Genomic DNA, 24,860 nt, shown 5'->3' with positions numbered 1-24,860 from the left:
GAGGCTGTCCAGCGGGTGCTGCACGCGGCGCCGCCAAGCCTTGCCCGGCGGGGCTTCCCGGGGAGTGTACTGCAGAACCCCAAATCTGACTGGAAAAAATGGCATTGATGATAAGTGCCGTTATCACCAGTGGCACTTTTTGCCCCGCTGGACAGGCCGCCGTCCGGTGCAGTACAAAGATATATCTCCATACAGGCAGCCCACGCGATGGACTCCTTCGACTTCTTCACCCCCGACGATCACGCGCGGGCTGTCGCCGCGATGCTGGCGCACGTCGACCCCGCCGACCGGGCCCTCCTCGGCACCCTGAGCGGCATCAAGCGGCGCGCGCGCACCCGCGCGGTCATCGCCTTCATGCAGCGGCTGGACCCTCCGCCTCCGGATGCGACGATCACCACCACCCGCGCCCTGCTGCGCGTACTGTTCAGCGGTCGGGCCATCTCGAACAACGAACTGCAGCGCCACTTCGCCACGCCGGGCCGCAAGGCCGACGACCGCGCCGACGCGGCCGCCCTGCGTGCGTGGCTCGAGGCGCACCGCGAACGGCTCACGGCCGCCGCCGAGCAGCGGCTGCGCGAGCTCGACCAGGTGTGGCGCCGCTTCACGCAAGCGGCCGCCACGGAGGCAGGCGCCCTGCGCCGGCGTGAAAACGGTCAGTGAAGCGGGTCAGTAATCAGCGCCAGTACCGTACCGAGATATATTCCTGTACGCATGACCGGCAGGTCACCCCGCCACTACCCGGGATGTCAGCCCTGCGCGGCGCGCGTCGCCGCCGCATACAGTGTGTCGACGATGGCCAGCAGCTCGCGCAGGCGCGCCGCCACGCGCGGCGTCACGAACAGGTCCACCTCCTCAGTACGGGCGTAGTGCGCTTGGTCCGGCCCTACCCCGCCGCCCCAGCCGATCTCAAGCAGCTGCAGCTCGCGTGCGGTGCCCGTCGCCGGCCGCTCCATCAGCTCCCCCTGATCCCGGATGTTGTAGATGAAGCCGCGCTCGCACCAGTCTGCGGTGTCGATGCACCAGGCGGCAGCCAGCAGGTATTCGAGGTGGGTGGCGGCGTCCGCGCCGTGCGGCGCCTCGAAAAACACGATGCGCTCCTGGTAGCCGCGGCCCGGCTCCCCCATCGCATCGGGCAGTGCGACCACGGCGCGATGCAGGCGACCGTTGCCGAGGCCGGCAATCGACACGGGGGCGGGAATGGCTTTCATCAGGACATCTCCTCGGGACAGTCAGGGCCTGCGCGGGAACGATCGTATGTCCCCCGCCTCACTTTCCGGCCGGCTCGGCCACCATGTCGCCGGCCGGCCACAGCCGCAGCATCGTTCGCGCCGCCTCGACGTTCGGCGTGTGCAGCCACTCGTCGTAGTCTTCCGGCCGCAGGATCACCACCGCGCGCTTCTCGTCGGTTGGACGATGCATGCGGCCCATGACGGCGTGGCCTTCCGCGTTCAGCGTCAGCATTGACACGCCCAGCACGGGCCCCCGCTGCGTCTCGTACCGCTTCCAGATCCCTGCCACGGCGAACGGAGCCCAGCCGGTCAGGCCGATGCGGTGCCAGACATTCTTCCCCGACTCCCAGCACGGCTCGACCACGTACCGCGCCGGAATCAGGCAGCGCTGGCCCGCTCGCCACGCCGCGGCATACAGGGGCTTGGAGCCGACTTCCTCGCCGCGGGCGTTGTACGTGTCGTAGGGCTTTTTCTTGCGGCCCTGCGGGTCGCGCCGCTCCGGCTGCAGGAACTTCGGCCAGAAGCCGTAGGCGCCCAGCGCGGCCTGCGTGCCCTCGCCGGCCGGCAGGATCCCGGGCGCATCATAGTCCGGCCAGACCTCCGGCTTCCAGGGCGTGCGCGCCCATAGCTGGCCCAGATCAATTTTCAGATCGCTGAAGGCCGGCAGGTCAAGCTCGTCCGGCGCGCGGTAATTGGTACACATCGCCCCACCCCGATTCCGTGCTGGCAACAGCGGGAGAATGCCTGCCGCCCATGGTGCTGTAAACCCACCGACTGTATATTTATACAGTATCCATGGTGAGACAGGTGGGATGATGGAACCGCTCTGGGAATGGCGATGGGCGTACTGGGACGAGGCGCGTGGGTGCTTTGCCGAGGCGCCGGTATGGATGACCGACGAAGAGGCCCGATCCGACTGGTGGGCGTGGGACGACCGGCGTTCGCACCGCCTTGACTACACGAAGCGCGACCGGCACCGTTCAGATTCGTGTTCGGTGGATCCACCCGCCCGCGACGTGGACTGGACGCGCGAGCGGCGTCAGCGGGAGGAACGCAGCCGGTACAGCCTGCCGCCGTTCGTCACGCCGCTCTACGCGGAGCTGCGGTGGGTCTGGCGCGCGCATCCGTTGCCCGAGGTCCGGTGTCTGGCGCTGGAGGTCCAGTGCGGCCGCCTTGCTTTTGCGAAGCTCGACGCCTTGACTGCGGAGATCTACTGGCACATGGACAAGCCAAGCGCCACGATCGGAGAAGCGCGCAGGGAACTGCGGCGAATCCGGCGTCGGTTGAAGCAGGAAATGCTGCGTATCGGACCTGTCCGGGGCGACGACGCCAGCCGCTAGACGCGAGGCCGGCTTTCGCGGCACGCCGCGGCGCCGTGCCGGCGCCCACCGGTCGGTTGCCCGCCGTATCTCCTCCGGCGGGACCGCTGCCTGTACACAACTGCCCCGGCCAAATCAGCTTACCGACGGGGGACAGGTCCCCCGCACGGCGCATGGCAAATGGTGCACATTGCATACTCCTTCCAGGTTTTCACGGCAGCAGGAAAGTGGCTTCCGCGTTGCATGGGCAGATCACGAACACGCCGCGCCAGATGCTCTGCAGCCCGCGTGGCCTCGCGCAGATGCGTGCCGGCTAGGGCCGCGGCGGTTCGCGCTATGGCAACCAATGACGGGAGCCACTGCACTAGGCGAGCGAGGCCTCCGGCGCGCCCAACACCCAGCCTCAAGCGCGGACTCAAGTCAGGATCGCGGGATTACTGAAGGCCATCGGCACTAGCGTTCGAGCTGCTTCGGGGATCGTCCGTCGCATCGTCCACTAGTCCGGAATGTCTCTCTCCCGAACAGTCAGGCCTTGTTTCAGCCCGTTCGCTTTCAGGCGACGCCTGACCTGCAGACCTCATGAGCATAGGTCCACAGAGCGTCGGTACTACTGACACTCTGGGGAACGTCGGCCGGCCCAACGATATCAGGAGGTTCGGCGCGTCAGTAATACTGACGCCTCGATGCCTCCGCGATGGCGAAGTGCGATGCGGGTCAGACCGCAACGAAGGTCCGGACTGTCGGTACTACTGACGCCGCGCGCCGTCGCCGGGGGCGTGGCGCTATCTGGAGGTTCGACGTGGCAAAGCCTCGCCGGCACGCTAAACGCTCTCTCTGACTGTCCGTATTACTGACACTCCAGCGTTAATTTGCGCGCAGGCCGCTTTTGGCAATGGACAAAAAAAAAGCCCACAGTTGAGTCTGCGGGCTTCTCACAGGTCAGTGAGATTACTGCTGCGCGCTTGGTTCTTCCCTGTACAGCTCACTGATAAGTTGCCGGATTCGAGTCTCTTGAGCTTCGCTAAGCGACCCGGTCTTGATTTTGACAGTGAACGAGTTCACGTCCTTGGTAATGCTCCCGGCCTGTTCCTTGCCCGAAAAGAACTTCGCGATGCTCCGCTCACGGGCCTCCGCTCGTGAACCCTGACGGGTGGCCTGCGCTACGATTGCCGCAGCATATCGGCCCTGGAGAATTTCTCCTTTGACAACGTCCGACCACAAGTCCTTCGCCGCAGCCAAACCGGCAGCACCATGCTTTTTAATAGCCGACACAATTTCTTCTGCAGCGTTGCACCCAAGCAATGCGGGCTGCAAGTCCAATTGCTCCTTGATGAAATCAGGCAGCTTGTCGAACGCCAAAAATTGATACAGTCCAGTGCGAGACATACCGAGGGACTCAGCAAGCCGCTTTCGATTCGGAAACTCTGCTTCCCCACGACGAAGCGAAATCGCGATTTCATAGTCGGTTAGGTTGGACCGCCCGATGTTCTCTACCAACGCGAGAACAACCATATCCTCATCGGAGCACTCGACTATGACGGCCTTGATTTGCTCCATGCCCAAGATTTTGTGCGCGCGCAATCGCCGCTCACCAGCGACCAGCTGGTAGCCGGACTCAACGCGCCGCACCGCCACCGGCTGAACCAACCCTTTTTCGCGAATAGACTCGGCAAGGTCCGAAAGCTCGGCCTCGACAAAAATCCGTCGCGGTTGCCACGGATTCGGCACAACCTCCGCAACCGGAATCGTTGCCTGGCCGCCACTCGCTTCCAACTCTTGAATTTTGAGTTGGGCGGCTGCTAAGGCCCCTGCCATCCCAGGCCCTGTCTTCGGCTTCTCGACCACGGGCTTGGTCGCGTCCATCTCCTCATCAGAGATTGAGGACGTCTTCCGGAGGTTGGCGGTTTGTAGAGCCATACGGTCACGAATGCTGCTCATTGTGCGAGACTCCATTCGTCGACGTACATGTTGTCAATCCACCTGCAGTATTCAACCAGAGGTTGCCGTACGCGCTGCACCGTTTTTGAGACCCCGTCGGATTTGCTGAGGTCGAACACTGTCGAGAGCGCGAGTGCGCCGTTGCTCATCACCGAACTCGCCGGAATCTCGGTCGTGGTCAGCCAGTCTTCGTAGGCGCGTTGCGTCCACGAGCGAACGATGGGTGCTGACGACGTCGGGCTTGTATCCACCTTCGACAGAATCACGGAGATGAAATCGTAGACCTTGTCTGACTCCTTCTCCATGAAGTTCGCGGCAATATCCGAAAACAGCCCCCAGAACGATACCGAGCTGATGAAATCCAAACTCTCCGGCACCAAGGGCATCACCATCGAATCAGCCGCCATCAACGCGTTCAATGTGAGGTAGGAGAGGGAGGGCGCTGTGTCCAGAATGATGTAGTCGTACTTCTTGCGCAGCGGCTCCAGGCCTTTCCGCAGGATTGCCCAAAACTGATAGCTCGGGCGCGTCTTCAGCATCGAGGGGATGAAGAACTCAGCACTGAACAGCGATGGATGCGCGGGAATCACATCCAGGCCGTCCCAATACGTTTCCTTGATGGCAGATTCCAGTCCACCTTCCATCTCCTCGTTATAGATAAAGGGGAGAACGGTCGAATCCTCGTCGACCTCGTTCTCGGCATAGAGTCCGCAGAGTTCAGACAGGGAGGCCTGCGGGTCCAGGTCAACAACGAGCACTTTCCGTCCGCGCAACGACAACCCTTGCGAGATGCACATCGTCGTCGTAGTCTTCGTCGACCCACCCTTGAAGTTGGCAACTAGAATAATCTTGCCGTCGGCCTCGCGACCAGTGACGAGCGGCGACTGATAGATCTCCGACAACTGTTGTACGTAGGTGCGTGCCTCGGCCAAGGTGAACAGGCGGCTGCGGCCCGTGCCATGCGCAACGCCCGACGGCAACGTGCTTCCTTCCCGCGTCGCTTGGTAGTGAAGCTTGGTTCGGTCCAGCCCGCACAGGTCTGCTACTTCGGCAGTCGTAAAGTTTGGCGGCGCCTTTCGCGGCCTCGGCGTGAGAATCTGCTCGCGCAGTTCGGCTGTCAGCCCGTCCAGTTTTTTCGCAAATTTAGCGATTTTCGCGAGAGGAACCTTGCGCGTGATCGCGGGAAATTCGGCTTTAGACATGATTTTTACACTTTCACCGGAAATCAGGACGAAGCGTAGAATACTCGAAAACTTTAGAAAAATCGCCCTCGTATAAGCTAGTTTCTTAAATTCTCCGCCTAACCTGCTGGAAAACAACGTAAAAAAATCAAACGGCACAATGAAAGGGCCAGAACTGACGGCACTTGTGAAAGCATTCCGAAATTTTATGGTGAGAGATATTGTTGAAATGCGCAAAAGCGACGCCCTGAACGTGGGTGAGAAGAATTGTTGAAATGCGCCAGCTGACGTGCCATGTCTGGTTTTTCAACAATTCCTCTCACCATCCCATCGCGGAGACATCACCTCGGCGCGCAAGGCGGGGCACTTTTTGCACCAGTTAGTTCTCGGCAGCCTGGTCGGAAGTCTTCCGGCAGTCCATAACGTAAGCGTTCCACCAGTTCTGACTGTTGGGACGACTGCACTTGCCTACAAAAATGCTCACCATGATCAACCGGTAATCGCCTTATCCACAGATACCCTAGCCGCAAACCGCCGTCCTGCGGGCCTGGGTGCTGTTCATGCCGATAAATCGAGCACCCCAGCTACGCCCGTGCCACAAAAGCACTCACCATCCTTCAACAAAACGACTCACCTATTTCGGGCTATTTTCGGCGGAGCGCCCCGCCAGGTAAGGCTCTCCGCGATGGGGAGCAGCATTCAACAAAAATGCTCACCGTCACTCCGCGCCCACAGAATCACTCACTTGGCGCTGGTAAACTTCTCACGGTAGCCAAGGATTTCTACTCACCTTCGCCCCACAAAACTCCTCACCTCAAGCACAAAACTGCTCACCTATAAGGAGGTAACGCATTGTTTTTACGACAGTTTGCTTTCTCTGTTGTTAGTTCGTTAGTTTTCGTTTTTAAAAGATTCTGAAAAACATACAACCATCCGTCAGGACGCTCAGTGACCCCAAAGCAGGAAGGTGAGCAGATTTGTTGAAAGCACACGGGCCTAAAGATGGGTGATCAGATTTGTTGAAACGCCCCCTGTCATGGTGAGCCTTTTTGTTTTGACATCTCACCTACACGTGCTAGAGTCTGCCCGACCGGCAACTAGGGACAGGGACCTCGATGGCAAACAACATCACGACACGCGCAACCTCGCGCCAGCTGTCGTTTGAGCTGTTCGAGGAGATGCTCGCCACCGATACGCCAATCACCGAATCGACGAAGGAGATTGGTTATCAGCGTAACAACGTTTTTATCGACATCACCGATGTGGGCATTACGGCCAGGAGACTCCTGGACGCAGCGCACTTCATCGTGGCGCAGGAGCCGACCACCCCGAAGGTCTATGACGTCGAGCTGAGCTACTTCCGATGGCTCATGCGTTACGACAGCTACAACTACAAGCACCTACGAACAGTTGTGTCCGAGGCTCAAAAAGCCTTGATTCAGGTTTCCGCCTCGCCCCCTGGCAGCACGTCTGTCGATGACGAAAAGTGGGTGTCCGTACAGCTCATCGGTATCGTCGGTATCGACAAAGGGCGCATCACTTTTGCGGTTCCTGAGCCGCTCATTCCGCACATCAAGGACCCGGTGAAGTCGCACTGGCTAAGCCTGCGAATCACCTCTGCCTTCACGCTTACCTATGCTCGAGCCATTTACGACCACGTCGTCGGTTACGTGGCTGAAGGGATAACCGAGTGGTTCGAAGTCGATGTGGTCCGTGGCTGGCCTGGGAAGGCCGCGTCGACTGCAACCGAATTCAAGTATTTCAAACGCGACAACCTCGACAAGGCGGTTAAGCAGATTAACGCAGTCTCCGACATCGACCTGAGCTACGAGACTCGCACCGTGAGCCCGAAGTCGAAAAAGATTGACCGGATTCGCTTCAGGCTTACGCGCAAGGAAACCGCTGGCGCCATTCGAGCGAGCCTGCTTGGGGCGCAAGAGATATACACGACGCTGAAGAACGAATTCGGCTTCACCGAAAAGCAGTTCAACACCATCTCGCAAAACCGAGCTGTGTGGCCGGATGAGCGTATTCTCCAGGCAATCGAATACACCCGCGCCAAGGTCGACTCCGGCCAAGTCAAGAAGAGTCCGGGCGCCTACCTGCTAAAAGCTATCACCGATGGCTACAAGCTATCGGACGCCGACCGCAAAATGCTAACGGTACAGCAACAGCAGCAGGAGCAGGAGAGGGCGGAGTCCAGCGCGAAGCAACTGGCGACAGCGGCAGTCGCCGCAAGCACGGCAGCGGCAGAGGAGCGCAGCAAAACACAGACCGTCGAGAATGCCGACCTCGGTCGTGAGGTGTATCACATGGCCGACAGCAAGGCGCAAAAGGACTTCATGCGTGCCTTTATCGCCTCCGCGGCCGGTAAGCTGGCCATCAAGCGGGTGAAGCTCAACCCGGCGACGATTCATGAGTCGGAAGTGCTGGCGCATAAGGACCTATCCTTTGCTCTCTATTCGTTCGTGTTTCTGCGCACCAAAGCGAAAGCCGCCGCCAAGGCTTAAACGGTACGCGATCACTCGGCTCCGCACCCTGTAGACCTGCTCAAGCATCTCCCACTAGCTCGCATTCACGGTCGTTGCGTTAATCCAGACCGTTTCATCACCATGCGTCTCGTGCAGCCGCAGAAGGTGGCCGAATCGCGGGTGCACCTCCGCGTTTTGCCTTTTGATTTGGAGGCCGACCGGCTGATCGGTAGCGAGCATATCGATCTGCCATTCGATGTCGCTTCATGACTGGCATTCACATTGCAAAACAATTCGTCCGTAACGCCGAGTTATGGGTCGGGTGCGTGGGAGGCCTGATTGACTAGCATTACAGTGGCGGAGAGCCTGCCCGGCACGAGCGGCACCCAGCTGTTCCTAGTCGGCAACGTCCCGCGCACGGTCTCAAGAGAGCGATCGGTGTCATCAGGCGCGGCCCCTGCGCGCAGGGCCTTTCGCGGAGTTCAGTCAATTGAGCTGGCGCGCGTTCATCGATCGCCGATTCGGTGGCAACCATCCACGCAGCTCATGCACAATCGTGGCTTGCAGGACTTCATCGGCTAGTGCGTCCCAGATAACTATGCGCGCGCAAGTCAAGGCAACCACAAATTTGCCAGGATAGCAGGAATTGGCAAATTTCCAATGGAGAGGTTAGCCGCGTATGTATCGTTTCGAAGACTACGACCTTATCATCGACGCGCGGTGTGAGCGCGAATTTGCCGAAGATCACATACCCGGCGCAATCAACCTGCCAGTGGTCAACAACGACGAGTATGCGGAAGTCGGAACTTTGCATCGAACCGACAAGATGCGCGCGTACCTGATCGGCGTGTCCTATTCGCTGAAGAACATTTCGCGTCACTTGGACACCGTGATCGCTTCCCGTTCCCGTCGAGACAAAATCTTGGTGTACTGCTTTCGAGGAGGCAAACGTAGCCGTTTATGGTTTGATGCGCTGGACACAGTCGGCTACAAGGTCGACCGGCTGCCGGGAGGCTGGAAAGGATACCGACGTTGGGTCAATGAACAGTTGGAAAGCCGTCCGCGCCAGTTCTCGTACGTGGTTCTTTCGGGGCCGACTGGCTGCGGGAAGACGCGGTTGCTCGAGCAACTCGCGATCGAAGGCGCGCAAGTGCTCGATCTCGAAGCGATAGCATCTCATCGTGGTTCTATCATCGGAGCGATTCCAGGAGTGCCGCAGCCGACCCAGAAGTATTTTGACAGCTTGCTTCTCCAGCGGCTCTCGGCCTTTTCTCCGTCGCGTCCGGTGTGGGTTGAGGCTGAAAGCAAAAAGATTGGCAATGTCCAGCTTCCACCGGCACTGCTTGAAACGATGCATTCGTCGGGGACTGTCTTGCGGGTCGATGCACCGATGGCCGAGCGCGTACGACTTTGGCGGGAAGATTATGCGCACTTCGAAACTGATCCTGATTCGCTGGTTGAGCGGCTTACTCATCTGCGAAGCCTGGTGGGCGGGAAGGAGATCGATCTATGGCGTGAGCTGGCTGCAACTCGAAAGATTCCTGAGTTGTTCGAACGCCTTATGGTCGCGCACTACGATCCTAGTTATGCGCGATCTACGAAGCGAGGCTATCAGTCTCTTTCCGATGCTCCATTCATCGCACTCAAAGCCCTGCAGCCTGCCAGCCTGAACCAAGTAGCACGGAACTTGATCAATCGTTTTGACTGATATGCGGAGAAGATAAACTCCGCATCAGCCATCCCGTCACGATCCGCACATCTTGCGAAGCTGTGCGGACTTCATGACCTCAATCAAGTGCAATTTTGCCGAACCTTCGCGGACGGCATCAGATTATGTCTCCGGATGTAACAGCGCTAGCAAGCTCTGAAGCAGAAGCAGTAACGCCTTACGAAATATTTTGTTCCGCACAAATCGGATTCTCGGATCGGGATTGTTGTGTCATGTCCACAACGATAACCGACCGATTCATGCAAATATGCACGCTCTAACACTGTCCCCTGTTGCGCTCCGCGCTGCCGGTTCATACCGCTGTGATCAGTAACGCTGAATCAATGCGCGTGGAATTTGATCAATCGTCTTGATTGATTTGCAGAATAAATTGTCAAGCTGTTTGATGGGATTTTAATCGCGTATTTATTTCCGGAAATTATTTATTGAGCATATATCGGTAATTTTTATTGGCCGAAATCTACTGCATGGAAGCGCTGTGCTGTGGAGAATATTTCGGAATGTAACAGCGTTGGCATGCTGAATTGCCAACGCTGTATTTTCATACAATATGTCCAGCGCTTGCCACTCCAGACAGGCATGCTGTCTTACCAGGGCTTCGACTTCTTTCAATCATGGCGGGATAGTAAGAGCAGGGCACGTTGACGGGGCCCTGAAAGGCGGCGCAGAGGGTTAGAGGACGCAGAATTCAGTTCAGGAGCCAGCTAGACGACGCCGTCCGCTGTGAGGGGGCGCTGCAGATAAATACCTGGGCAGGTGTGACGCGAATGCCGTCGCTGTTGCATCGGTGCCAAAGTGTTGCGTAGGGAACTATGAGCGAGTCAACCAGCATAATTTGCCCGGAATGCGGCGCCGTATTCGGCGATGATCCGTGGGAATTCTTGCCAGAAGGCGAGGTTCATCAAATGACGTGCCAGACATGCCGGACCATCTTTTTCACGAGCCTGTTCGAATGTGAAGCCTGCGTCGCGGACAACATGATTACCTCCATGTCGTCGGAGGAGTGCGTTGATCGCACGTGCAGAAAATGCGGTCATAACCCAGATGACATTGGTGAGGACTATGAAGAATCTCTTATTTGAACGCCACATCGGAGCGTCGACCGAACAAGTCGGCGTTAAGCTGTACCGCGTTGCAGCCGGATTCATCGCCGAGAGGTTTGTCGTCCAGGGCAACCAGATGATTGCCGTGCAGGTGCTTCCGATGTTAGCTCTCGCTGATTTTGAGGGCTTCGCATTGTCCGATCCGCATTATCCGATGATGCGGGCCATTTATGGAGAAGTTCGACAGCTGGTGTGGGGAAGTCAAGGTTAGCGAAACGCGTTGAGCGGGGCGGCAGTCATGGAATTGAGCGTTGATGATCTCCTGAATGCAGCGGACGAGATGGAATTGATTCCACTCGTCAAACGCGCGGTTCAGGCTCATGGTGCTGACTGGTTTGTATTTGTCACGTTGCACCCTTCCGATTATTCCGATAGTCGATCAACCTACCGGTTCCTGATCGGCTGTCGTCCCGAGTGGTGCCAGTTGTATAACGCAAACCACTGGTATCTGACCGACCCGTGCCTGGAATATGCGCGCTCGAACACGGCACCCCTGTTAGGTTCCGCGTTACCGGTCCGAACCGCAGGACAGCAGCGCATGCTCGTCGTTGCAGCGAAATATGGGTTCCGCAGCGGCTATGTCGTTCCTGTTCACACGAGTGAAAGAGGGCGCATCGGCGTTCTTTATCTCGGTTCCGACCATCCACCAGAACAGATGGAGCCAAGATTCCACGAAGCACGCCCTTTTTTTCGTGCATTGGCAATGGAACTCCTCGAGTGGTCGTCCGGAGCAGTGAGAGAGGAAGCTCTGCAGACGACCGGCCTGACACCTGAAGAGCTCCGGCTCCTGGGGCTCGTAAAGACCGGTTTCACCGCCACAGAAATCGCCAACGAATTGCAGGTATCGTCGATGACGGTCTATCGCCAATTTCAGCGCATCAACGAAAAGCTCCGCGTTGCACGCATCACGGCAGCTGTGAAATTCGCGGAGGAGCATGACCTCCTGGCGTGAAAAACCTGCGTGGTACTGGTTGTCGTCCGCGATGCCGGCTTCAGCTATCGTTGCGTTTCAGTGTGGTCACCCATGGGCGTACCTCGGTTCCCTGATAGTTGCAATTCTTGTCTTCGACACGATACTCGGCAAGCATGTCGACATAGACAACCAACAAATCAATGCAGCATCGACGGGCTGCGCTGTTCCTGTCGGCTTTATCTGCTTGTGGTTGCTTGCGGTGCTCGATTCGACTGCCCGAATCGAGCACGTTACCGTGCTGGAATTCGAGGGCCTTACGGTGGTATGCGGCGTTCTAGGTGCGTTTGCGATGGCGCACATTCATGAAGTGATGCATCACGACAGTCGTTGGGGAAGAAGAGCTTCGGATATCGCGATGGCGCTCGCAGGCTACCCACACTATCGCCTAGTGCACGAATTGCATCACGCACACGTAGGGAATCCCCAGTTTGGTTCAACGGCCCACGTCGGCCTGTCGCTTTGGATGCATGTCGGCCGTTCGTTCGGTAATTCACTTCTTGCGGTTCTCGCCGCCGATCGCTGCCGATTAGTTCAGGGGCGAAGTCGCAGACTTTTGTTTCCCGCCTCGGTGTGGTTTGGAATTGTGTTGGCATTTGCGGCTCTTTGTGGTGGCCGCGGCTTACTGTTCTATCTGGGGCAAGGTGCGATCTGCGTTTTTGTTGTCGAAACGATCGGCTACATACAGCACTACGGCCTCGTTGAGGGCAGTGATCCTGTCGCGTGGAACGTTTGTGCTTGGTTCTCCAACCGACTTTTCGTGAATAACGGTCTTCATACCCGCCACCATCTCGAACAAACGCTCTCCTACGAGCGCCTCACGTGCGCTGGTGCAACGCTGCCAGCAGGCTACGTGCACATGTTCTTCCTTGCGCTTGTTCCTCCTCTCTGGTTTTCGGTCATGAACCGCCATCCGGCTATGCCGGCGCGTGGCCATAGCACCGACATGCACAAAAATCAAGAATAAACGCGCATCTTGAAGTTATCAAGGCGTTTAGGCGAAGGTGTCAGGGTGGTGTCGATTCGGTGTTGCCTTCGATAAACGACGTGGCAAACAGCACGGGAGTGCATAAGAGGAGGGGGGAATGGGTGACATCGTTCGCTCGCAGTGTCGACTTCCCAGGGAGCTAAACGACTGGCTGGCCGAGCGCGCAAAGCTTGAGTCGCGGTCGAAAAACGCTCAGCTCATTGTGGAGCTTTGTGCCCGGCGTGCGGCGGTCGAGACGAAACGCACGGAGACACCGCCGCAGGAACCACAATTAGCATGTTCTCGATAACGCCGCCATGGAATCAAAATGATTGTTTTGATTCCATGGCGGTTATTTTGGTGTATGCTGGAAGTGAATTCGCATCGAAATTCCCTTCTTGACGTCAGCATGTGGAAAATACGGCCTGTGCTAACGGCTGAGGGAACTATGTTTTTCACGTTTAGGGAATTGGCTGCAGTGGCGCTGACCGGTGCTGATAACTACCTGCTTGACCTGCTCAAGGACGAGAGCGGCAAGTGGGTGGTTCGCGTGACGATCCTTGCCGGCGCGACGAGGGCGCAACAAACCTACATGGTGCAGACCAACCGGGGGAAAACGAAGACGTGGCGGTACCTGGAGGATGTCCTGCTCTTCGTCGAGGAGTATTGCGGCAATTGCCACCACCTTACGATCAAGGTCGAAGGGCGACTCTGGCGGTTACACGCGGACGCGGCGGATAAAGTGAAGTAGCGAGAACTGAACGGTCGATGCCAGTGCGCCAACACCGGCATCAACCTGACCATTACGCAGTAACTGTTGAGGAAAACCGGAATGGCTACGCGGATTGTAGCGCATTGGACCCATTGTCCGACCGAGGTAAACGTGCGCGCGCGCGCCATGGCGGCCGCGCTACCCGTGCGTCCGATGCTTCGGCGCGGGGACAGGCCCACAAGCGTATCTGGTAGCGCATCAAAAACAAGCAACGATCCCGCCCCGAATATTTCGAGGTCGCCTCGTCGCAACCCCATTACGATGCCGCCGCTACCCTTGTACGGCTTTGGTAGCCGTCACTGATTGATTTTCCCCGGAGGACAATGCCATGTCATTGAGTCACGCGGAAAAAATAGTACTACTAAATGCATCGCTCTCTGTTGTCGATGCGATCGACGCGCAAATCGAGATCCTGCGCGCCGCCTACCCGCATGCTTTTCACACGCCGGATTCGCTGGCAACGCGCCGTTTCTTCGACGAGCCCAAGCACGCGTTGCCGTGTCGCGGTTTTGTGCGCGCGTGTGAGACCGGGCAGGAGATCTAGCAGGCGTGGGCAGTATCGGCCGGCTAAATGTCGGAGGGGTCTGACGACATCGGAGGACGCCGTATGGCCAGAGTTTTTGGGTGGATTCGAAAGGGTGTTTGCGCGCTGCTGTTGTTCCTGGCGTCGACATCGTTCCTTGGCTTCGCGTACTGGGTGATCCAGCGGCACTCGTCGTTGCGCGATCTGATTGCGGTGGCGCTCGTGGGTTTGGGCTGGGCTGCAATGGGCTATGTGGCATACCGGCGCGGCTGGCCGCGCGATAACCGGGAGTGGTGAACCATGCGCAACCTGTTTAGACATCCGCTTGCGACACCGCTCGGAGTCGGCCTGATGCAGATGGGCGTGCTCATCGCGTGGGGCTGCGGTGGCATGCAGTGGTTTCTGGAGTACTACGTGACCTGGGCTGCCCAGCGGGTGCAGAGGCTATCGCTATTGGCCGTGGTGCCAGCGGCGATCGCCCTGGCCCTAGCCGGTGCGGCCGTAGTGCTGGTGACGCTCCAGTTGGCCCCTATCGCGGTTGCCCTCGCGGAGGGCGCCGCGCAGCGGATCTGGCGCGAGCGAGGTGACGCATGAAAGCACCCCCACGATGCGCGCATGCATGGGAGCCGTCATGATGCCGGTCGACTTCGCGATGCTCGCGCAGCAGTGCGCCCCGGCGGTCTATCCCACCACCCTGCAGGCGCTGGTCAAGACGGAATCGGGCTTCAATCCTTTTGCGATCGGCGTGGTCGGCGGCCGCCTGGTGCGGCAACCACGCACGCGCGACGAAGCGATCGCCACCGCGCGTGCGCTCGAGGCGGCCGGCTGGAACTACAGCATGGGCCTGGTACAGGTCAACCGCGCGAACCTGCGTGTCCATGGCCTCACCACCGAAACCGTGTTCGATCCTTGCGCGAACCTGCGCGCCGGCGGCGCCATCCTCTCCGACTGCTACACCCGCGCATCCGCTGGCGACCGCCCGCCGCAGGACGCCGTGCGGGCAGCCCTCAGCTGCTACTACAGCGGCAATTTCACGCGCGGCTTCAAACCGGATGAGGGCGGCACGAGTTACGTCCAGCGCGTGGCCGCGAATGCCGCCGATATCGGCGCCAGCGCCACGGTCGTACCCCCGATCGTCGTCGTGCCGGATGGCGCGGCGCCGGTTGCGCGCGCGGCAGCGCAACCGGCTCGCGTGCGGCGGGCCGAAGACTCATCCAGTGCCGCCACCGGGGCCGACCATGCCCGGCAGGCCGATCACCACCCAGCCTGGGACGCCCTGGGCGATTTTTAACGGAGCAGGCAGATGCAGAAGATCTTTCCCAAAACCGTGGCCGGCCGCGCCGTGGCCTTGCTGCGCATGCGCAGCATGCATGCACGCCGCATTGGGGCTGGCGTGGTGATGTCGATGGTCGCTCGCGCCGCCTGCGCGGGTGGCGGTCTGGCCGCGGGCACGCAGGCCGCCAACACTTTCACGACCTGGTTCTACAGCTTTTGCGGTATCTGCGCCGGTTCGTATCTGCTGTGGACCGGGATCCAGTGCTGGACCAACAAGGCGGACTGGATCCATGACTTTGGCGGCGGCATTGCGAAGGTGGCCGGCGTGGGTTCGGCACTCGTGCTCGCCGGCTGGGCATTCGGCCTCTTCGGCTGATCGCCATGGAAGACGACCGTACGCTTTACCCGTCCTACGCGGGCCTGAACCGGATCGCGATGATCGGCGGCGTCCCGATGTTCCCGGCGCTGATCACCGGCTGTGCGTCACTGATCGCCAGCATGACCGGCGGCTTTGTGCTGGGCCCCGGCGGCCTGCTGATCGGCTCTGCCGGCGTGCCGGTCTTCCTGTTTTTCCGCCAGGTTTGCGAGACCGATGACCAGGCACTGCGCCTGACCTGGCTGGAATTCCTCTGCTGGCTCGACCGCCGGCGCGTATCGGTATTCGGCAAGACCTGCACGCTTGCGCCGATGCGCTACGGCCGCGATCTGGACGTGTACACCCGCGCGTTTGCGCCCGGCCGGGACCTGGAGCGCTACGAGGCGCTGCGTCACAGCCTGCTCTCGCAGGCACTGGAGGACAACGATGAGTAACCGTCACCCTGTCGGGCCTGTCGACGACGCGCGACCTGTCGTGCCGGGTCACACGATGATTCCCGGGCGCCCTGGCGCGGGCAAGACTACCTTCAACCTCTACGAAATGCTTCGCCTGACGGAGCGGGAGTTCCGTCTCGTGCGCGGCAGCGGCAACCCGGCAGACGATGCGCCGGGCGCGGGAGACGAGCCATGCGCGTGAGCAACGAGCTGAACCGGCTCGTCGCGGCCGCAGAGGACAAGCTGCCGCGCATCGGTCGCCCGGTGTCGGTCAGTGCGACGAGCATCGACAGCGGCGGCGCCATGATGGTGCTGCGCGTGAACGGCGTGCCGTTCGAATCGGTCAGCCGCGGCGAGATCGAGGCCCGCTACGACAGCTGGAACCGTCAACTGGCCGCGATGACGCTGGAGAAGGGCAACCGCCTGTCGCTGTGGACCACGTTCCGCCGGCGGCGCGTGTCGTTCGGCGACGAGTACCGCTTCTACAAACCGTTCATCCAGCAGGCCGTCGACAAGTACCTGCAGCGTTTCCGCAGGCACGACCACTTCGAGAACAGTTTCTACATCACCGTGATCCTTCAGGGCGATGACCTGGACGAAACGGTGCGCGAGCTCGAGGAGCTGGGCGAAGGGCTGACGAAGGCCCTCGTGTCCTATGATCCGCAGCTGCTGGAAACGTACGGGCACAACGGCATCCTGTTCTCCGAGCCATACCAGTTCATCGGCGAGCTCGTGAACGGCATCGATGAACGTGTGCCGGTCACGCAGGCGACGGGACGCGAGCTGATCCCGACGTCGCACCTGCATTTCCACTATGACACGGTCGAGATCCGCACCGACCGCTCGACGCGCTTCGCGGTCTGCTACGACCTGAAGGATTTTCCGAAGGCAGGCTGGGGGCAGACGAATCCGCTGCTGTCGCTGCCGGTCGAATTCACCCTCACGCAGAGCTTCGGCTGTCTGAGCACCTCTGAGGCGATGAAGGCGATCGAAGACCAGATCAACAACCTGAATTCGGTCGAAGACAAGGCGAAGCACCAGATTGACGAGCTGAAACAGGCGGTCGCGCTGATCGCCGGGCGCGACCTTGCCTTCGGCGACTATCACGGTGCGCTCATCGTGTATGGCGACACGCCGGAGAAGGCGATCAGTAACGGCGCGTACGTGACGAGCCGGGCGCTGAACGACTGCGGCTTCAAGTTCGTGAAGGCGACGGCGTCGGCGCCGTTCACGTACATGAGCCAGGTGCCGGGATTCAGGACGAAGCCACGGCCGATGCCGAAGTCGACCCGCAGTCTCGCATCGTCGTTCTCGATGCACACCTTTTCGGCGGGCAAGGCGCGCGGCAATCCGCTCGGTGACGGTTCGGCGCTCATGCCGGTGCAGACGGTCGCGAAAAGCCTGTTCAGCCTGAACTGTCACGCTTCGCGCCTGGATGAAGACAGCGTCGGCGAGAAGGTGGCCGGCCACACGCTGATTCTCGGCTCGACGGGCACGGGCAAGACGACGCTCGAAACGATGCTGCTCGCCTTCCTCGAGCGGTTCGACCCGAAGATTTTCGCGCTCGACCTCGATCAGGGCCTGCGGATCTTCCTCGAGGAGATGGGCGCGCTCTACTACACGCTGCGCGAAGGCGAGCCGACCGGTCTCGCGCCGTTCGGCCTGCCCGATACGAAGCGCAACCTCGCGCACCTGTATGACCTGGTGGGCGCATGCTGCCGCGACGAGAACGGCAAGCTCAGCGCCGACGACCAGCGGCAGATCAAGCATGCCGTCGACACAGTGATGAAGCTGGAGAACATCGAGCACAGGACTTTCAGCCGCCTGCTGGAGTCGATTCCGGACACGGGCGAGGAAAACAGCCTGTGGCTGCGCCTGAGCCAGTGGTGCGGCGCAACTAACGGTCGATTCGCCTGGGCGCTCGACAACGTGCCGAACACCCTGATGAATATCGCCGACGTGCGCCGGATCGGCTTCGACGTGACGGATTTCCTGAAGAAAGACTATGCCGCCACGGAGCCGGTCCTCGCGCACCTGCTGTATCTCAAGGACCAGATGCAGAAGAAGGGCGGGCTGCTTGCGACGGTGATCGCCGAATTCTGGTTGCCGGCGAGCTATCCGACCACGCAGGAGCTGATCCGCAAGTCGCTGAAGACGGGCCGTAAGGCCGACGAATTCATGATCCTGGATTCGCAGTCTCCGGAAGACGCGATCCAGTGCCCGGTCTTCGCCGAGATCCGCGACCTGACGGCGACCAAGATCTATCTGCCGAATCCGGACGCGACGCGCGAGGGCTACAAGCTCCTGAACCTGACCGATCGCGAGTTCGACACGCTCAGGCGGCTCTCGAAGGAGTCGCGCACCTTCCTGATCAAGCAGAGCAACCAGTCGGCGTTTGCAACGCTGGACCTGGGAGGCATGAACGACGAAATCGCGGTGCTGTCCAGCAGCCTCGACAACGTGGCGATTTGGGAGGAATGCACGCGTGAGGTCCATGGCGACACGGATCTGCGCATGCAGTTGTTCCAGGCCCGCCGCAAAGGCAAGCGCAATCGCACGCCCGAGGCGGAACTTACGGAGGAGAATTGAATGACGACGATCGACGATCTGCACCTCGCGTCGGCTATCGGGCCGGCTACACGCGAGCAGCTCAGGCAGTGGGCGGTTGAGCACGACCGGATGTGGGACAGGAAGACCCGGGTGCGCCGCATCATGTTCGGAGTCCTGCCGTTTGCCATTGCGGCCCTTGTGGGTGCTGCACGCATGTACAGGCTCCATGTTTCCCGCATCGGCACATGGCACGGAGGTCAAGTTGATTACGGCACCCTGGTGATTAAGGTTATCGCGATCAGTGTGTTCACAACCACCGTGGTGGATCGTCTGGTGCTGTCGCGTTCCCGTCCGGTCAATCCCTGGCGCCCGATCGACCTTACACCTGCTGATCTGGAGAAGCAGAACGCGGATTTCCCGGGGGCGCTTGCGTATCTCGACGCGATTCACCATCAGCACCGGCCCATCGTGCCGCACGACCTCGACGTACTGGCGATGTTTCGCCAGCAACAGCAGTCCAGCCAGGGAGCATGACGATGAAAGCGATGTGGATGAAGTCCGCTCTGATGACATCGACCGTGACCGCCGCCGCGCATGCTCAGGCACTGATTAACGGCACGGCGTCGCCCGCGTCGGTCGCGCAGGCGAGGGGTATTCAGGCACAGAGTCAGGGATCGCCCGCGAATCCCGGCGCGCTGTCGTCGACCTGCGCGGAAACGGACAGGACTGCGGCAGCGCCGTGTGTCGAAACGAATCAGCAGATTCTCGGCGAGTTGGTCCGGATCGATACCACGCTTGAGCGGCAGATTCATCTTCAGCAGCTCCAGCCTGAGCTCGAACAGCACGAATACACCGCCGGCCATTGAGTGTGTGCCCACCCCTCTGGAGAACAGGACGATGAAGACCATTCGCAAACTGACTTGCGCCGCGGTGATCGCGGCCATCTGCCCGATGCAGACCGTCCACGCGCAGGGTGTTCCGGTGCTCGATTTGCAGGCGATCGCGCAGGCGATCCAGACCGTCAAGCAGCTGGAACAGCAATACAGCCTGCTCTCGAACCAGTACGCATCGACGATCGGCAATCGCGGCCTGGGCGACATCTTCAATGACCCGTCACTGCGCAACTTCTTGCCGGATCAATGGCAGTCGGTTTATGACGAAGTGAAGAGCGGGCAGATGAACGGTATCAGCGGCCTCGCCAGCAGCATCGAGAGCCAGGAGGGGATGACCGCATACACGCCAGGCCAGCAGCGCCTGAACGATACGCTAGCTGCCAACAAGGCGATGGCGATGCGTTCGTATCAGGCGTCGATTGACCGGCTGACGAACATCCAGCAGCTGATGCAGCAGTCGAACCTGACGCAGGATCCGGCCGCAAAGGCCGATCTGCAGAACCGTTGGTCGGCGGAGATTTCATCGATCAACGCGGAAAAGATGCAGCTTGATCTCGCGGGGCGGTTGCAGGACGCGGAGAAGGAGCTCGCACAGCAGGCCGCGCATAACGACATGCAGAGTCGCCTGAACGACGACAACGCCGATCAATAACGCGGAGCGCGAACATGGCCACGCAACTGACGATCTTCACTGACATGTTCAACTCGTTCGACCAGAACGTGCTGAACACGATCAACACCGGCTCGGCCCGGATGATCTCACTGATCAGTCCGCTGGTCGCCGCCTGCTTCAGCCTCTACGTTCTGCTCATCCTCGTGTCGTACTGGCGTGGCCACAACGACAGCCCGATATCCGACTTTCTGCTGAAGACGGCGGGCTGGGCGGCGGTGCTCACACTCGGGATGAACATCAACTACTACAGCGAGTACGTCGTGCCGTTCTTCAACGGCCTTGGCGACGATCTGAGCACCGCATTGATGGGGGGCAACAGCCTGAGCAATGGGCTCGATACGCTGTTAAATCTCTATATCTCTGCGATCAAGAGCATGTACAACGGATTGGGCATTACTGACGTCGGACTGTTTGTAGAGGTCTCGGTGCTCGCAATCTGCATCCTCCTGGTCGGCGTCCCGTTCCTTGCGATTGCGGCGGCCTACATCATCCTCGCGAAGTTCGCACTGGGGTTGCTGCTCGCACTTGGCCCGGCCTTTATCGTCGCGGCGCTGTTCCCGGCGACGCGCCTGTTCTTCCAGAACTGGGTTGGGCAGTGCCTGAACTATGGCCTGCTTGTCGCGTTGTTCGGCGCGGTCGGCGCACTCGAGGTGAGCTTCATGACCTCGGTACTCCCGAAGAGTTTCAGCGTCTCGGACGTCATGCTGACCTACACCATTGAAGGAAAAATCGTCGCATCAGGGCTGGTGTTCATCGTGGTGTCGTTGAACATGCCGTCACTCGCCTCGCAACTGGCAGGTGGCGTGGGCATCTCGTCGATGGTCGGTAAGATCGGAGCTGCGGCCAGCATGGCCATGAGGGCGATGAAGTTCTCGGGCGGGTCCGGCGGTGGGTCGTCGGGTGCGTCCAGCAACTCGCTTGGCCGCGCGTGATTTCGACTACTAACAGGAGCAATAGATGAGGGCAATCCGGTTCGTGACGGCAGTAGTGATGGTTATCGTGGCCGTAACTCAATTCGGTTGCGGCAAGCATGACGGGAACGAATTCGTGGGTACATGGAAACGTGTTAGCCCAAACGGTTGGCTCGAAGTGGACATTGCCCGGAACGGCGATGGGGACGATTTCTATGTCTCTCACAAAGTTCCGAATCTCGCCGCTGATAGCGAAACGGATAGATGGCAAAACGTGCGAGAACCAGCCGTAGTCCAGGACGGAAAGATGGTTGTGAGCGGTGGGGTTCCGTACGTCATCACGATCGACAAAGCAACCGGACACCTTGTTGCTCCTGGTGCCGAGTTTGAACGCGCGAAGTAAATGAGAGACCGTCCGCCGGAGCAACCAGCGATGGCGGGCGGTACAACCCACCCGGAGATTGAAATGAAATTCATCGTCGTGCTTTGCAGCGCCGCGCTGCTTGCGGCCTGCTCGTCGGCGCCAAAGCCGACGCAACCTGAGGGGCCGTGGATGCCCGTGAACCATGCGACACAGGGGAGCGCGCAATGAAATGGATTCCGGGGAAGACGGCCAGAGCGCAGGCTGAGCCAGCCGCGGCTGCGACCGACGCCAATTCCGCGGCTGCGCTGCAGGACCTCGCGGCGAAGCTCGCCGACGCCGACCCGCGCGAGATGGCGCGTACGTTTTTCAGGGAAGCGCTCTCGTTCGAGAAGTCCCGGCAGCAGCTGCAGGAGACCATGACGAAGATCGCCTGGCGTGTCGCGGGTGGCGCCATGCTTGTTGCTCTGGCTTCTATTCTTGGCTCAACAGCTTTAGTACAACTAAAGAGACCGTCGCCGCCAGTAATCATCAAGGACAACACCGCGACCGGCGACGTGCAGGTGATCGACGTCGCGCACAGCGGGATCGTGACATTCGGTGAACTCGAGTTGCGCGCAGCACTGCGCAGGTACGTCGAACTGCGCGAGCGGTATGACTGGTACACGATCCAGGACGACTACGACACCGTATCGCTGATGAACTCCCCGCGCGAGCAGACGGGGTACGCGGCGCTGTACAGCCGCAAGAACGCGCCGCAAAACGTGCTGACCGACAAATACCGCGTGGTGGCACAACCCGGTGCGATTACGTTTATCGGCTCGACCGCGCAGGTGTTCCTCTCGAAGAAGATCATTTCGCTGTCGACGCAGGGCAGTTCGACACCGACGCCGCCCAGGACCGAGTACTGGGTCGCGACGATCACGTATGAGATGGGCGAGCTGCCGACCAAAAGCGATGAGCAGGTGCGCAATCCGACCGGATTTCGTGTCACCAGCTACTCGGTCGATCGTGACTGGACCCGCAGCGGCACGACGGACGGCGCGGCGCCGATGCCGTCGGCGGCTACGTCGTCCCAGTCGGCGCCGTCGGATGCGCAGGGAGGGGCGAGCCAATGAAAGCCCGGTTCCAGAAAACGTTGTATGCGCCGGCGGGTGTGTTGACGATCGCGGCCGTGCTGGCGACCCTGGCCGCCGTGGCATTGCCGGCTGTGGCTGAAGTGATACCGGGCCCGTGCGGGAGCGACCCCCATGTGGCGTGCGCGGTGTACGACCCAACCGAGACGTACCGGATCGCCTACCGGCCCGGCGAGGCGACGGTCCTCATCTTCGAGAAAGGCGAAAAAATCGACGGCGGCGGCATGGGCGACGGCAAGGCCTGGTCCGCGGGGCCGGCTGGCAACGGCTTCTTTTTCAAGCCGAAAGCCGCGCAGGCCGCTACCAACCTGATCCTGCTCACGAACCGGCGGCGCTACGTGCTGAAGCTGGTTCCGGTCACACGGCGCGAGCAGGCGGTGTGGTCGCTGACCTTCGACTACCCGGACACGCGTGCGAAGGAGTCGACGGCCGCCGCCGTGCGCTCGGCCGAAGCGCGGGCACTGCTTGCGCAGACCGTCAGCACGCCGGGCACGGGCAACTTTGACTACGACATGCACGGCGATACGACACTCGCGCCGACCGCGCTGTGGGATGACGGCCGCTTTACCTACTTCGAGTTCAGGACGAGCCGCGACCTGCCGCAGATCTACCGCGTGTTCGCGGACGGCTCGGAAGCGCTCGTGAATCCCGACGACGTGCGCGGGCCGGTGCTCGTCGTGCATGACACGGCGCAGCGCTTCAATCTGCGCGTGGGCGATGCCGTGCTCGGTATCCGCAACAACGCATACCGGCCCGATGGCCAGCTGAACCCGACGGGAACGACGATTCCGGGCGCGGTGCGGCTCGTGAAGCAGAAGGAGGCGGGCAGTGAGTGACGAAATTAACCTGAACCCGTCGCCGGTCGAGCCGGCAGGCATCGGCGAGCGCGGCGTGCCGGGGGTTGGCCGCACGAAGCGCAAAAGCCCGTTCCGCATGCTGCCGATTGTGCTCGGGATCGTGCTGGTCATGCTGTTCGGCACAGTCGCGGTGGGTGTCGCGATCAAACGCTGGTCGGCGCAGCAGCATGCGGAATCCGAGGCGGCCCGTGTGGAAGCGCAAAAAGAAAAGCCCTCGGATGACCGGCACGACTTTGCGCGTGACCAGGCGAAGATCGAAAAGCAGCGTGCGCTGGAAGCGGCGATGGCCTCGGAGGCTGCTGCTGCGAGTTCCGCGCTTGCCACACCAGCCCATGCTTATGCCGCGAGTGCGTCGCCTGCGGGCGGAAGCGGTGCCGTTGCGGCGACTGCAGCCAGTGCGGTCGAGACGGCCGCGCAGCGCAAGCTCGACGGGGACGTACTGCTCAATTTCAACAATGACCAGAAGACGCCGGGCGCCGCGGGCGCGGGCGGCTTGCCTGGTCTCGCCGGTTTGACCGCCCAGCATCCCGATTTCGCGAAGGAGGGTCTGGACAGCAAGCTGCAGCCGTCGAAGCTGGCGACGGTCAAGGCCGAACTGATGCCGTCACGCGACTTCCTGCTGATCGCGGGTACCACGATTCCGTGTGTGCAGGGCGCGGAGATCGTCACCGACTACCCTGGCATGACCACCTGCCATGTGGCGAAGGACGTTTATTCCGCGAACGGCAAGGTGCTGCTAATCGAGCGGGGATCTGAAGTGGTGGGCGAGCAGCGCCAGGCGCTGATGCAGGGACAGGCGCGGATCTTCGTGATCTGGACGCGTCTGACGACGCCTGACGGTGTGATGGTGCAACTCGATTCGCCGGCGGCCGACGCGCTCGGCGGCAGTGGCCTGCCGGCCTACGTCGACAACCACTTCTGGACGCGGTTTGGCGGCGCCATGATGGTCAGCCTGATCAGCGATGCGGGGCAGGCGCTGTCGACCATTGCGGCGAACTCGGGCAGTGGCAGCAACGGCATCCAGTTCAACAACACGACGAATGCCGGCGGCGAGGTTGCAGCCGAAGCGTTGCGCAACACCATCAACGTGCCGCCGACCGCATATTCGAAATACGGGTCGATGACGACGATTTTCGTCGCGCGCGACGTCGACTTTTCTGGCGTGTACGAGCTGGCGACGCCCTGATCCAAT

Annotated in this window: 31 protein-coding genes; 26 read left to right on the top strand and 5 right to left on the bottom strand. The window is 60.4% G+C overall.

The window, feature by feature from the left end:
* Positions 1-207: 207 nt before the first annotated feature.
* Positions 208-660 (top strand): hypothetical protein, encoded by a 453-nt coding sequence (locus tag U5775_RS12575; RefSeq protein WP_322058459.1) that lies wholly within the window; start codon positions 208-210, stop codon positions 658-660.
* An 86-nt stretch (positions 661-746) separates the two neighbouring features.
* Here the strand turns inward: U5775_RS12575 and U5775_RS12570 are convergent, their stop codons facing one another.
* Both U5775_RS12570 and U5775_RS12565 read right to left on the bottom strand, forming a co-directional pair.
* Positions 747-1,208 carry a hypothetical protein gene (locus U5775_RS12570; RefSeq protein ID WP_322058458.1) on the bottom strand — a complete coding sequence of 154 codons (462 nt, stop codon included), beginning with the start codon at positions 1,206-1,208 and terminating at the stop codon, positions 747-749.
* Positions 1,209-1,266: 58 nt separating this feature from the next.
* Complete coding sequence (locus U5775_RS12565; protein WP_322058457.1) at positions 1,267-1,932, bottom strand: SOS response-associated peptidase family protein; 666 nt, start codon at positions 1,930-1,932, stop codon at positions 1,267-1,269.
* Between the two features lie 109 nt (positions 1,933-2,041).
* Between U5775_RS12565 and U5775_RS12560 the strand changes: the two genes are divergently transcribed.
* Complete coding sequence (locus tag U5775_RS12560; RefSeq protein ID WP_322058456.1) at positions 2,042-2,569, top strand: hypothetical protein; 528 nt, start codon at positions 2,042-2,044, stop codon at positions 2,567-2,569.
* Between the two features lie 927 nt (positions 2,570-3,496).
* Here U5775_RS12560 and U5775_RS12555 read toward each other — a convergent pair.
* Both U5775_RS12555 and U5775_RS12550 read right to left on the bottom strand, forming a co-directional pair.
* Positions 3,497-4,486, bottom strand: coding sequence for a ParB/RepB/Spo0J family partition protein (locus tag U5775_RS12555; protein ID WP_322058455.1), 990 nt, complete (start codon positions 4,484-4,486; stop codon positions 3,497-3,499).
* Positions 4,483-5,688, bottom strand: a complete 1,206-nt coding sequence (locus U5775_RS12550; RefSeq protein ID WP_134760504.1) for a ParA family protein — start codon at positions 5,686-5,688, stop codon at positions 4,483-4,485. The genes U5775_RS12555 and U5775_RS12550 overlap by 4 nt, the downstream gene beginning before the upstream one ends.
* Positions 5,689-6,782: 1,094 nt before the next feature.
* Here U5775_RS12550 and U5775_RS12545 point away from each other — a divergent pair.
* The 3 genes from U5775_RS12545 (at position 6,783) to mnmH (ending at position 9,846) form a co-directional block, all read left to right on the top strand.
* On the top strand, positions 6,783-8,177 hold the full coding sequence (locus U5775_RS12545; RefSeq protein WP_322058454.1) for a replication initiation protein: 1,395 nt from the start codon (positions 6,783-6,785) through the stop codon (positions 8,175-8,177).
* A gap of 102 nt (positions 8,178-8,279) precedes the next feature.
* Positions 8,280-8,408, top strand: a complete 129-nt coding sequence (locus U5775_RS12540; RefSeq protein ID WP_322058453.1) for a hypothetical protein — start codon at positions 8,280-8,282, stop codon at positions 8,406-8,408.
* A 409-nt stretch (positions 8,409-8,817) separates the two neighbouring features.
* A complete protein-coding gene (gene mnmH, locus U5775_RS12535) occupies positions 8,818-9,846 on the top strand; it encodes a tRNA 2-selenouridine(34) synthase MnmH (RefSeq protein ID WP_322058452.1) in 1,029 nt (342 codons plus the stop codon).
* An 842-nt stretch (positions 9,847-10,688) separates the two neighbouring features.
* Here the strand turns inward: mnmH and U5775_RS12530 are convergent.
* On the bottom strand, positions 10,689-10,904 hold the full coding sequence (locus tag U5775_RS12530; RefSeq protein WP_322058451.1) for a hypothetical protein: 216 nt from the start codon (positions 10,902-10,904) through the stop codon (positions 10,689-10,691).
* Positions 10,905-10,929: 25 nt separating this feature from the next.
* Between U5775_RS12530 and U5775_RS12525 the strand changes: the two genes are divergently transcribed.
* The 21 genes from U5775_RS12525 (at position 10,930) to virB10 (ending at position 24,854) form a co-directional block, all read left to right on the top strand.
* Positions 10,930-11,181, top strand: a complete 252-nt coding sequence (locus tag U5775_RS12525; protein WP_322058450.1) for a hypothetical protein — start codon at positions 10,930-10,932, stop codon at positions 11,179-11,181.
* Positions 11,182-11,208: 27 nt separating this feature from the next.
* A complete protein-coding gene (locus U5775_RS12520; RefSeq protein WP_322058449.1) occupies positions 11,209-11,922 on the top strand; it encodes a helix-turn-helix transcriptional regulator in 714 nt (237 codons plus the stop codon).
* Positions 11,906-12,907 carry a fatty acid desaturase gene (locus U5775_RS12515; RefSeq protein ID WP_322058448.1) on the top strand — a complete coding sequence of 334 codons (1,002 nt, stop codon included), beginning with the start codon at positions 11,906-11,908 and terminating at the stop codon, positions 12,905-12,907. The genes U5775_RS12520 and U5775_RS12515 overlap by 17 nt, the downstream gene beginning before the upstream one ends.
* 328 nt (positions 12,908-13,235) lie before the next feature.
* Positions 13,236-13,658 (top strand): hypothetical protein, encoded by a 423-nt coding sequence (locus U5775_RS12510; protein ID WP_322058447.1) that lies wholly within the window; start codon positions 13,236-13,238, stop codon positions 13,656-13,658.
* 349 nt (positions 13,659-14,007) lie between these two features.
* Entirely contained in the window at positions 14,008-14,223 is a 216-nt protein-coding gene (locus U5775_RS12505) for a hypothetical protein (protein ID WP_322058446.1), read from the top strand.
* Between the two features lie 63 nt (positions 14,224-14,286).
* Positions 14,287-14,499 carry a hypothetical protein gene (locus tag U5775_RS12500; RefSeq protein ID WP_322058445.1) on the top strand — a complete coding sequence of 71 codons (213 nt, stop codon included), beginning with the start codon at positions 14,287-14,289 and terminating at the stop codon, positions 14,497-14,499.
* 3 nt (positions 14,500-14,502) lie between these two features.
* Positions 14,503-14,796 (top strand): hypothetical protein, encoded by a 294-nt coding sequence (locus U5775_RS12495; RefSeq protein WP_322058444.1) that lies wholly within the window; start codon positions 14,503-14,505, stop codon positions 14,794-14,796.
* Positions 14,797-14,833: 37 nt separating this feature from the next.
* Entirely contained in the window at positions 14,834-15,493 is a 660-nt protein-coding gene (locus tag U5775_RS12490; RefSeq protein WP_322058443.1) for a lytic transglycosylase domain-containing protein, read from the top strand.
* Between the two features lie 12 nt (positions 15,494-15,505).
* Positions 15,506-15,853, top strand: a complete 348-nt coding sequence (locus tag U5775_RS12485; protein ID WP_028220687.1) for a hypothetical protein — start codon at positions 15,506-15,508, stop codon at positions 15,851-15,853.
* A gap of 5 nt (positions 15,854-15,858) precedes the next feature.
* Positions 15,859-16,287, top strand: a complete 429-nt coding sequence (locus U5775_RS12480) for a VirB3 family type IV secretion system protein (RefSeq protein ID WP_322058442.1) — start codon at positions 15,859-15,861, stop codon at positions 16,285-16,287.
* Positions 16,280-16,489 (top strand): hypothetical protein, encoded by a 210-nt coding sequence (locus U5775_RS12475; RefSeq protein ID WP_322058441.1) that lies wholly within the window; start codon positions 16,280-16,282, stop codon positions 16,487-16,489. The genes U5775_RS12480 and U5775_RS12475 overlap by 8 nt, the downstream gene beginning before the upstream one ends.
* Positions 16,480-18,876, top strand: coding sequence for a transporter (locus U5775_RS12470; RefSeq protein WP_322058440.1), 2,397 nt, complete (start codon positions 16,480-16,482; stop codon positions 18,874-18,876). The genes U5775_RS12475 and U5775_RS12470 overlap by 10 nt, the downstream gene beginning before the upstream one ends.
* On the top strand, positions 18,877-19,371 hold the full coding sequence (locus U5775_RS12465; RefSeq protein WP_322058439.1) for a hypothetical protein: 495 nt from the start codon (positions 18,877-18,879) through the stop codon (positions 19,369-19,371).
* A gap of 2 nt (positions 19,372-19,373) precedes the next feature.
* Complete coding sequence (locus tag U5775_RS12460) at positions 19,374-19,703, top strand: hypothetical protein (RefSeq protein ID WP_322058438.1); 330 nt, start codon at positions 19,374-19,376, stop codon at positions 19,701-19,703.
* Positions 19,633-20,382, top strand: coding sequence for a type IV secretion system protein (locus U5775_RS12455; protein WP_322058437.1), 750 nt, complete (start codon positions 19,633-19,635; stop codon positions 20,380-20,382). The genes U5775_RS12460 and U5775_RS12455 overlap by 71 nt, the downstream gene beginning before the upstream one ends.
* Before the next feature lie 14 nt (positions 20,383-20,396).
* Entirely contained in the window at positions 20,397-21,335 is a 939-nt protein-coding gene (locus U5775_RS12450) for a type IV secretion system protein (RefSeq protein WP_322058436.1), read from the top strand.
* A gap of 25 nt (positions 21,336-21,360) precedes the next feature.
* Complete coding sequence (locus U5775_RS12445; RefSeq protein WP_322058435.1) at positions 21,361-21,717, top strand: hypothetical protein; 357 nt, start codon at positions 21,361-21,363, stop codon at positions 21,715-21,717.
* Between the two features lie 63 nt (positions 21,718-21,780).
* Entirely contained in the window at positions 21,781-21,906 is a 126-nt protein-coding gene (locus tag U5775_RS12440) for a hypothetical protein (RefSeq protein ID WP_274389479.1), read from the top strand.
* A complete protein-coding gene (locus tag U5775_RS12435) occupies positions 21,903-22,793 on the top strand; it encodes a type IV secretion system protein (protein WP_322058434.1) in 891 nt (296 codons plus the stop codon). Before U5775_RS12440 ends, U5775_RS12435 begins: the two co-directional genes overlap by 4 nt.
* Positions 22,790-23,647 carry a TrbG/VirB9 family P-type conjugative transfer protein gene (locus U5775_RS12430; RefSeq protein ID WP_322058433.1) on the top strand — a complete coding sequence of 286 codons (858 nt, stop codon included), beginning with the start codon at positions 22,790-22,792 and terminating at the stop codon, positions 23,645-23,647. Before U5775_RS12435 ends, U5775_RS12430 begins: the two co-directional genes overlap by 4 nt.
* Before the next feature lie 97 nt (positions 23,648-23,744).
* A complete protein-coding gene (gene virB10, locus U5775_RS12425) occupies positions 23,745-24,854 on the top strand; it encodes a type IV secretion system protein VirB10 (RefSeq protein WP_322058432.1) in 1,110 nt (369 codons plus the stop codon).
* The last annotated feature ends 6 nt before the right edge of the window (positions 24,855-24,860 follow it).

The sequence above is a fragment of the Paraburkholderia sp. J63 genome, from assembly GCF_905220245.1.
Lineage (GTDB): Bacteria > Pseudomonadota > Gammaproteobacteria > Burkholderiales > Burkholderiaceae > Paraburkholderia.
This window is presented reverse-complemented; position numbering and strand designations above follow the sequence as displayed.

What these genes read in the sequence shown, in the direction of transcription:
- U5775_RS12575 (WP_322058459.1), top strand. Translation starts at nt 208, where the DNA reads ATGGACTCCTTCGACTTCTTCACCCCCGACGATCACGCGCGGGCTGTC.
- U5775_RS12570 (WP_322058458.1), bottom strand. Translation starts at nt 1,208, where the DNA reads ATGAAAGCCATTCCCGCCCCCGTGTCGATTGCCGGCCTCGGCAACGGT.
- U5775_RS12565 (WP_322058457.1), bottom strand. Translation starts at nt 1,932, where the DNA reads ATGTGTACCAATTACCGCGCGCCGGACGAGCTTGACCTGCCGGCCTTC.
- U5775_RS12560 (WP_322058456.1), top strand. Translation starts at nt 2,042, where the DNA reads ATGATGGAACCGCTCTGGGAATGGCGATGGGCGTACTGGGACGAGGCG.
- U5775_RS12555 (WP_322058455.1), bottom strand. Translation starts at nt 4,486, where the DNA reads ATGAGCAGCATTCGTGACCGTATGGCTCTACAAACCGCCAACCTCCGG.
- U5775_RS12550 (WP_134760504.1), bottom strand. Translation starts at nt 5,688, where the DNA reads ATGTCTAAAGCCGAATTTCCCGCGATCACGCGCAAGGTTCCTCTCGCG.
- U5775_RS12545 (WP_322058454.1), top strand. Translation starts at nt 6,783, where the DNA reads ATGGCAAACAACATCACGACACGCGCAACCTCGCGCCAGCTGTCGTTT.
- U5775_RS12540 (WP_322058453.1), top strand. Translation starts at nt 8,280, where the DNA reads ATGCGTCTCGTGCAGCCGCAGAAGGTGGCCGAATCGCGGGTGCACCTC.
- mnmH (WP_322058452.1), top strand. Translation starts at nt 8,818, where the DNA reads ATGTATCGTTTCGAAGACTACGACCTTATCATCGACGCGCGGTGTGAG.
- U5775_RS12530 (WP_322058451.1), bottom strand. Translation starts at nt 10,904, where the DNA reads ATGACCGCATTTTCTGCACGTGCGATCAACGCACTCCTCCGACGACAT.
- U5775_RS12525 (WP_322058450.1), top strand. Translation starts at nt 10,930, where the DNA reads ATGAAGAATCTCTTATTTGAACGCCACATCGGAGCGTCGACCGAACAA.
- U5775_RS12520 (WP_322058449.1), top strand. Translation starts at nt 11,209, where the DNA reads ATGGAATTGAGCGTTGATGATCTCCTGAATGCAGCGGACGAGATGGAA.
- U5775_RS12515 (WP_322058448.1), top strand. Translation starts at nt 11,906, where the DNA reads ATGACCTCCTGGCGTGAAAAACCTGCGTGGTACTGGTTGTCGTCCGCG.
- U5775_RS12510 (WP_322058447.1), top strand. Translation starts at nt 13,236, where the DNA reads ATGATTGTTTTGATTCCATGGCGGTTATTTTGGTGTATGCTGGAAGTG.
- U5775_RS12505 (WP_322058446.1), top strand. Translation starts at nt 14,008, where the DNA reads ATGTCATTGAGTCACGCGGAAAAAATAGTACTACTAAATGCATCGCTC.
- U5775_RS12500 (WP_322058445.1), top strand. Translation starts at nt 14,287, where the DNA reads ATGGCCAGAGTTTTTGGGTGGATTCGAAAGGGTGTTTGCGCGCTGCTG.
- U5775_RS12495 (WP_322058444.1), top strand. Translation starts at nt 14,503, where the DNA reads ATGCGCAACCTGTTTAGACATCCGCTTGCGACACCGCTCGGAGTCGGC.
- U5775_RS12490 (WP_322058443.1), top strand. Translation starts at nt 14,834, where the DNA reads ATGATGCCGGTCGACTTCGCGATGCTCGCGCAGCAGTGCGCCCCGGCG.
- U5775_RS12485 (WP_028220687.1), top strand. Translation starts at nt 15,506, where the DNA reads ATGCAGAAGATCTTTCCCAAAACCGTGGCCGGCCGCGCCGTGGCCTTG.
- U5775_RS12480 (WP_322058442.1), top strand. Translation starts at nt 15,859, where the DNA reads ATGGAAGACGACCGTACGCTTTACCCGTCCTACGCGGGCCTGAACCGG.
- U5775_RS12475 (WP_322058441.1), top strand. Translation starts at nt 16,280, where the DNA reads ATGAGTAACCGTCACCCTGTCGGGCCTGTCGACGACGCGCGACCTGTC.
- U5775_RS12470 (WP_322058440.1), top strand. Translation starts at nt 16,480, where the DNA reads ATGCGCGTGAGCAACGAGCTGAACCGGCTCGTCGCGGCCGCAGAGGAC.
- U5775_RS12465 (WP_322058439.1), top strand. Translation starts at nt 18,877, where the DNA reads ATGACGACGATCGACGATCTGCACCTCGCGTCGGCTATCGGGCCGGCT.
- U5775_RS12460 (WP_322058438.1), top strand. Translation starts at nt 19,374, where the DNA reads ATGAAAGCGATGTGGATGAAGTCCGCTCTGATGACATCGACCGTGACC.
- U5775_RS12450 (WP_322058436.1), top strand. Translation starts at nt 20,397, where the DNA reads ATGGCCACGCAACTGACGATCTTCACTGACATGTTCAACTCGTTCGAC.
- U5775_RS12445 (WP_322058435.1), top strand. Translation starts at nt 21,361, where the DNA reads ATGAGGGCAATCCGGTTCGTGACGGCAGTAGTGATGGTTATCGTGGCC.
- U5775_RS12440 (WP_274389479.1), top strand. Translation starts at nt 21,781, where the DNA reads ATGAAATTCATCGTCGTGCTTTGCAGCGCCGCGCTGCTTGCGGCCTGC.
- U5775_RS12435 (WP_322058434.1), top strand. Translation starts at nt 21,903, where the DNA reads ATGAAATGGATTCCGGGGAAGACGGCCAGAGCGCAGGCTGAGCCAGCC.
- U5775_RS12430 (WP_322058433.1), top strand. Translation starts at nt 22,790, where the DNA reads ATGAAAGCCCGGTTCCAGAAAACGTTGTATGCGCCGGCGGGTGTGTTG.
- virB10 (WP_322058432.1), top strand. Translation starts at nt 23,745, where the DNA reads ATGCTGCCGATTGTGCTCGGGATCGTGCTGGTCATGCTGTTCGGCACA.